The sequence below is a fragment of the Paenibacillus sp. QJM3NY_38 genome (assembly GCF_056173265.1).
In genome coordinates this window covers 1-10,000 of record NZ_CM149665.1, presented here as the reverse complement: position 1 = coordinate 10,000, position 10,000 = coordinate 1, and the positions used below count along the sequence as shown (strand labels likewise).

The following is a 10,000-nucleotide window of genomic DNA, read 5'->3' as shown; positions in this document are numbered from 1 at the left end:
TCCATGCTCGTACGGATGATGGTGCCGCTAGCGGTAATAATCATGAGATCCTCTTCCGATTTCACGACCTTAAGTGCCACAACCGGTCCATTTTTCTCCGTAATATTGATGGTCTTGATCCCTTTGCCGCCACGGGTCTGACTGCGGTAGTCGCTTGCAGGCGTCCGCTTGCCGTAACCTTTGGTCGTTACAATAAGGATATCAAGCTCCTGGTCCACCACGTCCATGCCAATGACTTCGTCATCGTCATCGAGCGTAATCCCTTTAACTCCAGTCGCGCTTCTTCCCATCGAGCGAACATCGCTCTCCTTGAAGCGGATGGACATGCCTTGTGCCGTTCCCATGATGATCTCCTGCTGACCATCTGTCAGCTTAACCTCGATCAGGGAATCATCATCGCGCAGGTTGATCGCAATCAGACCGCCCTTGCGGATATTGACATAATCCTCAAGCGGAGTTTTCTTAACGACACCCTGGCGCGTGGCAAAGAACAAGAAATTATCGCTGTCAAAGTTCTCCACCGGGATCACGGCATTGATCGACTCGCCCTGTTCAATCTGAATCAGGTTGATGATCGGCGTTCCGCGGGCGGTACGGCTAAGCTCTGGAATCTCATAGGCTTTCAACCGGTACGCCTTCCCTTTGTCCGTGAAGAACATCAGGTAGTGGTGGGAATTCGTGACGAAGAGATGCTCGACAAAGTCTTCGCTCTTCGTATCCATCCCCACAACGCCGCGGCCGCCCCGCTTCTGGCTGCGATAGGTGTTCGCAGGCAGACGCTTGATGTAACCGGTATGCGTAATGGTGATGATCACTTCTTCCCGTGGAATCAGATCCTCATCCAGGATGCTGTCTTCCCCGACCGTAATTTCGGTACGGCGTTCATCCGAGAAGCGCTCTTTAATCTCTTGGAGCTCATCATTGATAATTTGAAGCACAAGATGCTCATTAGCCAAGATCTCGCGCAATTCCGCGATTCTGGCAAGCAATTCTTGGTACTCGTTCTCAATCTTCTCGCGTTCGAGTCCGGTCAGGCGCTGCAAACGCATATCCAGAATGGCCTGCGCCTGCTCATGACTGAGACCGAAACGCTCCATCAAGCCTTCGCGAGCTGCCTCTGTAGTCTGCGACGCGCGAATGAGGGCGATAACCTCATCGAGATGATCCAGCGCAATCCGCAAACCTTCGAGAATATGAGCGCGAGCTTCCGCCTTCTTCAGTTCAAACTCGGTCCGGCGACGGATAACGATGACCTGATGCTCCAAATAGTAGAACAGCACGTCGCGCAGGTTCAAAATTTTCGGCTCATTGTTTACGATGGCCAGCATGTTAATACCGAAATTAGACTGCATAGCCGTATGCTTGTACAGGTTATTCAAAACGACATTCGGGTTAACATCCCGGCGCAGCTCAATAACAATCCGCATACCGTTACGGTCCGACTCGTCGCGGAGATCCGTAATGCCGTCAATCCGCTTATCGCGAACCAATTCCGCGATCTTCTCAACCAGTCGAGCCTTGTTCACCTGATACGGAATCTCGTGAACGACAATGCGCGCCTTGTTGTTATTCTCTTCTATGGTCGCTTTCGCCCGCATCGTAACGGATCCACGGCCCGTACGATATGCTTGACGAATCCCCTCACGTCCCAGAATATATCCCGCTGTCGGGAAATCCGGTCCTTGAATATATTCCATCAGCTCCATCGGCGTGATATCAGGATTTCGAATCATCGCCTGAACGCCATCGATAACTTCACCGAGATTATGAGGCGGAATATTGGTAGCCATACCTACTGCGATCCCGGACACGCCGTTTACCAGCAAGTTAGGATAACGCGCAGGAAGAACGACCGGCTCCTGTTCCTCACCATCATAGTTAGGAGCAAAGTCTATTGTCTCTTTATTAATATCACGCAGCATTTCCATAGCAATCTTCGATAAACGAGCCTCGGTATAACGCATAGCCGCTGCCATATCGCCGTCAATGGAACCGAAGTTTCCGTGTCCATCAACAAGCATATAACGCATGGAGAAGTCCTGCGCCATCCGAACCATGGATTCATAAACTGCGGAATCACCATGAGGATGGTACTTACCGATAACCTCGCCAACAATTCTTGCCGATTTCTTATGCGGTTTATCCGGGGCCATTCCAAGTTCAGACATCGCATATAAAATACGACGGTGTACTGGCTTCATTCCGTCCCGTACATCCGGCAAAGCCCGGCTGACAATGATACTCATCGCGTAGTCCATAAAGGACTCGCGCATCTCGGTACCAATGTCACGATCTTTGATTTGGGAGAAATTTTCTTCCGCCATGCTGGACCTCCTTCATTTTCCTATCAACCATGCCTTGATCTATGTGAAAAAAGCAGAATAGTGATCAGAAACCTAAAAACGCACTAACCTTTATTATATTACTTTCACAAACCGTGCACAATTAAACACGGGATGGATCAAGTGAAAGAATGATTTTTGCCCGGAAACCGGGATATACGCCCTGTCCTCCGTGCCCCTTTTCACATACAATGCATTGCACAGGACTTTTCGTAGCATCACATCTTTATATTATACCACTGTTTGTCATACTTGTCCTATGTTTTCCGGGTTTAAGCTCTCTTGCTGGAGATGCCCCGATTCTTTCAAATCAACCGGATGGACATGAGTTTGTTTACGAGACAGGCCAATTCCTGTCACTCCCATCATACAGCTGGAAAGGATGAAGATGGTTGACTATCCAACGTGTTGCAAGCAAGTGGGCGAAAACGAAAATACTCTTGAAGAATAAAGGTCTCGCCTCTTATGTTCCCTCTACCCGCCAGTATTCATTGGAGGCGCTTGGTGACATGCTGGGCACACATACGCTTGTGTATATCAAGCCTGACCGGGGGACCTATGGCGTCGGCGTCATGTCAGTCGAGCAGCTCCAATCCAAAATCGGTGATGCCGACGAAACCACGACCACTTCCTACAAGCTTCGTTATGAACAGAAAACCGAAATATTTACCTCCCTGGAGAGTCTCGATAAAACACTGAGCTCTTTGTTTCAGGGGAAGGAATATCTCATTCAGCAAGGCATCCATCTGCTTCGCCATAAAGGCCGCCCCTTTGATCTACGTGTACTTACTCAGAAGAGTCCTTCTGGCCAGTGGGTGAGCACAGGAATAATCGGGCGGGTAGCGGCCAAGAATAAAATCATTACCAACCACCATAGCGGTGGGGTAGTCCAGCACTATAAACCGCTGATGACCGAGCATATGACGGCGGAAGAGGCAGAGAACATCCGTAAAGAGCTGAATGTGCTTGGGGTGAATGTCGCATCGCAGCTGCAGAAATCCTATCCCAAGCTGAAAGAAATCGGCCTCGATATTGCCATCGACGGTCGCTGGAACATCTGGATCTTGGAGGTTAATACCAAACCTGCTCTGTTCCCGTTCAAGAAATTTTTCAAGGATCCCAGCATCTACAATCAAGTAAGAAAATATGCAACCGCTTATGGGCGTAACTTAACCGGCAAGAAAAAAGCCAAAAAGACCGGTTAGCCTATGCGATATATAATTTAATGCCTAAATTCAGGATATATGGCGAACACACCAAATCGCATCAATCGTAAAAATAAAGGGGCAGTCCCTGAGGCCTTCACAGACCTTGGGATGCCCCTTTTTGGATTATTAACTTTATACGTCCAGATTACGGACTGACTTCGCATGCTCTTGAATGAAATCCCGTCGCGGTTCAACGTTATCGCCCATCAGGGTATCAAACAACGTATCAGCCATGATCGCATCTTCGATGGTCACCTGAAGCATGGTACGGCTCTCTGGATCCATCGTCGTCTCCCACAGCTGTCCGGCATTCATCTCGCCGAGACCTTTGTAACGCTGTACGTTAATTTTGACGTTCTCACCGAATTCCTTAATGATCTCGTCGCGTTCTTTCTCGCTGCCGGCATAACGAATCACCTTATTGCGCTCGATCTTGAAGAGAGGCGGTTGGGCGATATAGATATAACCCGCTTCCACCAGCTTACGCATGTAACGGTAGAAGAACGTCAGCAGCAAGGTACGAATATGCGCGCCGTCAACGTCGGCATCGGTCATAATAATGATTTTGTGATAACGGGCCTTGGACAGATCGAAATCTTCCGCAATCCCCGTACCCAGCGCCGTAATGATCGCCCGGATCTCCGCATTAGAGAGGATGCGGTCAAGTCGCGCCTTTTCCACGTTGAGAATTTTACCCCGAAGCGGCAAAATGGCTTGGAAATGCCGGTCGCGTCCCTGCTTGGCGGATCCGCCGGCAGAGTCACCTTCGACGATGTACAGCTCACTGATGGAGGCATCCTTGGAAGAGCAGTCTGCCAGTTTACCTGGCAATGCGCTGACTTCAAGCGCACTCTTCCGGCGTGTCATCTCGCGGGCTTTACGCGCCGCTTCACGAGCACGTGATGCCTGGAGCGCCTTCTCCAGGATCCGACGGGAAACCGACGGATTCTCCTGCAGGAACTCCTGCAGCTTCTCCGCGAACAAGGATTCCACAATACCGCGCACTTCACTGTTGCCGAGCTTGGTTTTGGTTTGTCCTTCGAACTGCGGCTCCGGTACCTTGACCGAGATGATTGCCGTCAATCCCTCACGCACATCGTCACCCGACAGGTTGTTGGTGTTATCTTTGATCAATCCCGTTTTGCGGGCATAGTCATTGATAATCCGAGTGAGCGCACTCTTAAAGCCGGATTCATGCGTTCCGCCTTCGTGCGTGTTGATATTATTTGCAAAAGAATAAATATTCTCGGTATAGCTGTCGTTATACTGGAGCGATACTTCGACCTGAATATTATCCCGTGAGCCCTCAACATAGATAGGGTCTTCGTGCAGTGCTTCCTTCTTCTCATTCAGGAACTTGACGTATTCAATGATTCCGCCCTCGTATTTGAAATAATCGGAGGCACCTGTACGTTCATCCGTCAGCGTAAGCGCAATGCCCTTATTCAGGAACGCCAGCTCACGAATCCGTGTAAGCAGCGTGTTGTAATCATATTCCGTTGTTTCCGTGAAAATCTCCGGATCCGGCAGGAAGGTTACGGTTGTACCCGTATCGTCGGAATCCCCGATGACCTTGATATCATATTGAGGTACGCCGCGATGATACTCCTGTTGGTAGATGTGCCCGTCACGTTTGACTTGAACCACGACTTTCGAAGACAGTGCATTCACGACCGAGACACCAACACCATGCAGACCGCCGGATACTTTATATCCGCCGCCGCCAAATTTACCGCCGGCATGAAGGACGGTCATAACGACTTCCAGCGTCGACTTCTTCAGCTTGGCGTTCTCGCCGACCGGAATTCCGCGCCCGTTATCGACAACGGTAACACTGTTATCCTCATGGACAATGATTTCGATATGGTCGCATATTCCCGCCATCGCTTCGTCAATACTATTGTCCACAACTTCCCATACCAAATGATGCAAACCCTTGGCACTGGTAGACCCGATATACATCCCGGGACGTTTACGAACGGCTTCCAATCCTTCCAGTACCTGAATCTGATTCTCATCATATGTCGGTTGATTCATAGACATGCCTTCACCTACTTCTACAGATTCTGTTATGCCTGAGCTACAAAATGATTTGCTCGTTTCTTAAGCGTTGCAGAGGAGATCGGAGAGTAATAAACGATCGATTTCGTCACCACAATGGATTTCGGATCCTCTTCGCCAATCATCTCCACGACTTTATGCTGCTGGGCATGCGTGACGAACTGCTTGGAGATTTTTGAAGATTTCTCTATCGAGATATCAAAAATCCCAACCAGCTCCGACGAACGGATGATCTTCTCTCCGCCCAAATGAATATACATATGGAATCACTCCTTAAGAGCCCACCTGTCCGTCATGGACATGAAAAATGCTGGCACCCTTCAATTTGTCGGTATTCAAACTCTCAATGCCCGTCGCCGTGATGAATGTCTGCACTTTGCTCTGGAATGTCTCGATCAATTGTGTCTGCCGGTACGGATCCAATTCAGAAAGCACATCATCCAGAAGCAGCACCGGATATTCACCGATCTCTTCCTGTATCAGCTCGATTTCAGCCAGTTTCAAAGATAGCGCCGTCGTCCGCTGCTGACCTTGAGATCCATACGTTTGGACTTCTTTGCCATTAATATAAAAAGCCAGATCATCTCGATGAGGACCTGCCAATGTCATACCACGCCGTATTTCTTGCTCTTTCATTTGTGATAATTTTATCATAAATGTCTCAAATAAGACAGCTTCATCTTCTTCCTCCGCGTCAGCAAAGGACGGAAGGTAGTGCAAAGAGAGATCTTCAAGGCCGTTGGTGATCCCCTGATGAATGCTCTCAGCCCACTTTTGCAGCTTTTTTATAAATTGTTTCCTCTTCTTGACGATTTTAACACCATGTTCTGCCAATTGGCTGTTCCAAATGTCCAGCATCGCTTGTTCGGCGCTGCCCTTCCCCCATAATTGCTTCAGCAGATTGTTGCGCTGCACGAGCACCTTCTGGTATTGCTGCAGATGAAACAGATAGCTTGGCGCGACCTGCCCGATCTCCATGTCAAGAAACCGGCGGCGAACCCCCGGCGTGCCTTTGACAATCTCCAGATCCTCGGGCGCAAACATCACGACATTGAGCGAGCCGATGAAATCGCTAAGCTTCCGCTGCTCGAGTCCGTTGATTTTTGCCTTCTTCCCCTGCTGAGACAAACTCAGCTCCAGCCTCAAAGGGCCGTACTTGCGATCAATCTCGGCTGATATATGTGCACTGGACTGCTCGAATCCAATCAATTCGCGATCCTTGGAGGTACGATGGCTCTTCGTTAAAGCAAGCACAAAGAGCGCCTCCATCAAATTCGTCTTTCCTTGGGCATTGCGTCCGATGATCAAATTGACATCGCCAAACGCCTCAAGCTGCAGCTTCTCGTAATTTCAATAATGCTGCAGGCTGACATTTTTGACAAACAAGCTTATCCTCTCCCTCGTCTTCCGCGCTTAGCGCCAAAGCGGCTGCGGGAGGCTGTCTATTGTGCTGCCACCTGAAACGTCCCGCAATCCTCTACCTTGACGATGTCGCCGGGAACCAGTTTGCGTCCGCGCCGCTCTTCCTTCTCGTCGTTGACCAGAACCGCTCCTTCCGCAAGCAGCGCCTTCGCCATCCCACCTGTGGATACGCAATCTGAAAGCTTCAAGAACTGATCCAGCTTGATATATTCACTGTGGATAAATATTTGTTTCATGACCTCGTCCTTTCATCCCTATCAACATGGGGATAACTTTAATTGGCCGTACGGTACGGCAGAATAATATATTGGCTCTTGCTGTCGTCGAGCGGTTTAAGAATGATCGGGCTCATAACCCCCATGAAAGCGATCATCAGCTGTTCGCTTTCAACCACCTTTAGCACGTCCAGCATGTATTTGGAGTTGAACGAGATGCGCAGCGGCTCCCCTTTGAAATCGATCAGATCCAATTCTTCACGCACTTTACCAAGCTCAGAGGAGCTGGAAGAGATCTCGATGCCGCCTTGTTCCATCGTTTGCAGGAGAACAATGTTCGTTTTCTCCTCTTTGGAGAGCAGGTAGGCGCGGTCGATCGACTCGCTTAATTTTTTTGTGTCCAAAACGAGTTCTGTTTTATGCGATGTTGGAATAATTCTAGAAGTATCGGGATAAATGCCGTCCAGTATACGGGAATAGAACAGAACACGGTCAATTTTAAATAATACCTGATTATCGGCCACAACGATATCCACCAGCGTATTTTGGTCCGGAATAATTTTGCTCAGTTCATTCAGCGTTTTACCCGCAATGACAACATTGTTGAACGAAATGTCCTGTGCATTGTCCAGCTGTGCGGAGCGAGTTGCCAATCTGTGGCGGTCTGTGGCGGTAAATTTCAATTCATTATCGTTCAGACTCCACAATACCCCGGTCAAAATAGGCGTTGTTTCATGGGTGGAGATGGAGAATACCGTTTGCTTGATCATGTTTTTCAGCAGATCTCCAGGCAAAGAAACGGTTTGGCTGTCTTCAATGTTAGGCAGTACCGGGAATTCTTCGGGGTCCAAGCCCACCATCTGAATTTCCGTAGCTCCCGAAGAAATAAAGGTATGGAAGTTCTCTTTTACCTCCATCTGGATTTCTTGGGAAGGGAGTTTCTTGATGATTTCAACAAAAAATTTCGCCGGCAGCACAACGCTACCAGGCTGTTCTACCTGGACGATGGTGTGCTTCTCATCTTCCGCAGGAATAAACGATTGAATGGAAATATCAGTATCGCTAGCAGTTAGTGTGACACCCGAATACGTGACATCCAGTTTAATGCCGCTGAGGATCGGAATCGTAGTTCGGCTGGAAATCGCCTTGGATACGTGTTGAATGGATTCGTTTAATACATTTTTTAATATGCTGATTTTCATCAATTTCACTCCTTACGGAAAAATGAGAGGGGTTTTTTCACCTTGGCGAATGCCAAGAGGATCCCCCTCTTTATGGTTAAATTATTTATTAATTATTATTAGTAATAGTAATAGGAGCACTGAATATGTGGATAAGCCCCAGAAAAGGCATAAAATTAAGCCTATCCACATGTGTATAGATTGTGCATAGGCTTTGAACTTGTTCAGGTTGGATTTTTGATTTTCTCCGTAATATTATTGACCACTTTAAACAGCTCCTGGTCGTTTTTCAGAGATTGGGTAATCTTCTCATGGGCATGGATGACAGTGGTATGATCCCGGCCTCCGAATGCTTCTCCGATCTTGGGAAGGGAATAGTCGGTTAATTCGCGGGACAGGTACATGGCAATTTGCCGCGGAAATGCGACGGCTTTGGTTCGCTTGCGGGCTTTGAAGTCTTCCAGCCTGAGGTTGTAATACTCGCCGACCTTCTGCTGGATGTCCTGAATCGTAATCATTCGCGGCCGGCTGGACGGGATAATATCCTTCAGGGCTTCGGCTGCCAGATGCGTTGTTACGTCCTGATTGGTCAGGGAGGAATAAGCAACGACACGGATCAGCGCACCTTCGAGTTCACGAATGTTCGTATCGATCTGATTGGCGATATACATCATAGCTTCGTTCGGAATATCTAGATTCTCGGCCTTCGCTTTCTTGCGAAGAATGGCGATCCGCGTCTCCAGATCCGGCGGTTGAATATCGGTGATCAATCCCCATTCGAACCGGGAACGGAGCCGTTCTTCCAGCGTCGGAATCTCCTTGGGCGGACGGTCACTGGATATGATAATCTGCTTCCGCTCTTCGTGCAGGGCGTTAAACGTATGGAAAAATTCCTCCTGCGTCGATTCCTTGCCTGCCAAAAACTGAATATCGTCAATGAGCAGAATATCGACGCTACGGTACTTGTTGCGGAAGCTTTCAGCGCGGTTGTCCCGAATGGAGTTGATGAACTCGTTGGTGAATTTCTCGGAGGAAATATACACAACTCTGCTGCTGGGATTGTGCTCCAAAATATAGTGGCCGATGGCATGCATCAAGTGGGTTTTTCCAAGCCCAACTCCACCATATAGGAATAACGGATTATACGCCTTAGCCGGAGCTTCGGCAACAGCGAGCGACGCAGCATGGGCGAAACGGTTGCCCGAACCGATGACAAAGGTATCGAACGTATACTTCGGATTCAGCATATGAGACTGAATTTCTTCCCCGGATATTTCAAGCGGCGGCGAGATCTGCTGCGGCACAGGTTCGTGTCCTTTGGCCTCCTCAATGACGAAGCGGACATCCACCTGCTTGCCCACCACCTCCAATACGGTTGCACTAACCAGCTTGGTGTATCGGCTCTCCAGCCATTCCACAGCAAACGTTGTCGGTGCGGAAATGACGACGGAGTGATCGGTAATGGTCAATGCCTTGGTAGCTTTAAACCAAGTGTCAAAACTCGGTTTACTCAGCTTGGTTTGTATGATCGATAAAATTTCTTGCCATAATTCGGAAGTATGGCTTTCCAA

The 10,000-nt window shown here is 48.8% G+C and carries 8 protein-coding genes (1 of these 8 cut by a window edge); 1 reads left to right on the top strand and 7 read right to left on the bottom strand.

Annotated features, from left to right (window positions below; genetic code table 11):
• On the bottom strand, nucleotides 1-2,324 hold the 5' portion of the coding sequence (gyrA, locus tag AC0VZ8_RS00040; protein ID WP_071219296.1) for a DNA gyrase subunit A. Its footprint begins 172 nt before the window's first position; the window shows 2,324 of its 2,496 coding nt (coding positions 1-2,324); the start codon lies at nucleotides 2,322-2,324; its stop codon lies off the left edge, out of view.
• A 410-nt stretch (nucleotides 2,325-2,734) separates the two neighbouring features.
• Between gyrA and AC0VZ8_RS00035 the strand changes: the two genes are divergently transcribed.
• Nucleotides 2,735-3,547, top strand: a complete 813-nt coding sequence (locus AC0VZ8_RS00035) for a YheC/YheD family protein (RefSeq protein WP_260064457.1) — start codon at nucleotides 2,735-2,737, stop codon at nucleotides 3,545-3,547.
• A 135-nt stretch (nucleotides 3,548-3,682) separates the two neighbouring features.
• Here the strand turns inward: AC0VZ8_RS00035 and gyrB are convergent, their stop codons facing one another.
• From gyrB to dnaA, 6 genes are all read right to left on the bottom strand, one after another.
• Nucleotides 3,683-5,593, bottom strand: coding sequence for a DNA topoisomerase (ATP-hydrolyzing) subunit B (gene gyrB, locus AC0VZ8_RS00030; protein ID WP_071219298.1), 1,911 nt, complete (start codon nucleotides 5,591-5,593; stop codon nucleotides 3,683-3,685).
• 26 nt (nucleotides 5,594-5,619) lie between these two features.
• On the bottom strand, nucleotides 5,620-5,871 hold the full coding sequence (gene remB / locus AC0VZ8_RS00025) for an extracellular matrix regulator RemB (protein WP_071219299.1): 252 nt from the start codon (nucleotides 5,869-5,871) through the stop codon (nucleotides 5,620-5,622).
• A gap of 13 nt (nucleotides 5,872-5,884) precedes the next feature.
• Nucleotides 5,885-6,949 carry a DNA replication/repair protein RecF gene (gene recF, locus AC0VZ8_RS00020; RefSeq protein ID WP_475487804.1) on the bottom strand — a complete coding sequence of 355 codons (1,065 nt, stop codon included), beginning with the start codon at nucleotides 6,947-6,949 and terminating at the stop codon, nucleotides 5,885-5,887.
• Nucleotides 6,950-7,053: 104 nt separating this feature from the next.
• Nucleotides 7,054-7,269: a S4 domain-containing protein YaaA gene (gene yaaA / locus AC0VZ8_RS00015; protein ID WP_009591516.1), complete on the bottom strand. Its 216-nt coding sequence runs from the start codon at nucleotides 7,267-7,269 to the stop codon at nucleotides 7,054-7,056.
• 38 nt (nucleotides 7,270-7,307) lie between these two features.
• Nucleotides 7,308-8,450: a DNA polymerase III subunit beta gene (gene dnaN, locus AC0VZ8_RS00010; protein WP_071219301.1), complete on the bottom strand. Its 1,143-nt coding sequence runs from the start codon at nucleotides 8,448-8,450 to the stop codon at nucleotides 7,308-7,310.
• Between the two features lie 203 nt (nucleotides 8,451-8,653).
• The gene (dnaA, locus tag AC0VZ8_RS00005) at nucleotides 8,654-10,000 is read right to left on the bottom strand and encodes a chromosomal replication initiator protein DnaA (RefSeq protein WP_071219302.1); all 1,347 of its coding nucleotides are present in this window, start codon (nucleotides 9,998-10,000) and stop codon (nucleotides 8,654-8,656) included.

Bases quoted from the DNA above. Each gene is read 5' to 3' on its own strand.
- gyrB (WP_071219298.1), bottom strand. From the start codon at position 5,593: ATGTCTATGAATCAACCGACATATGATGAGAATCAGATTCAGGTACTG.
- remB (WP_071219299.1), bottom strand. From the start codon at position 5,871: ATGTATATTCATTTGGGCGGAGAGAAGATCATCCGTTCGTCGGAGCTG.
- yaaA (WP_009591516.1), bottom strand. From the start codon at position 7,269: ATGAAACAAATATTTATCCACAGTGAATATATCAAGCTGGATCAGTTC.
- dnaN (WP_071219301.1), bottom strand. From the start codon at position 8,450: ATGAAAATCAGCATATTAAAAAATGTATTAAACGAATCCATTCAACAC.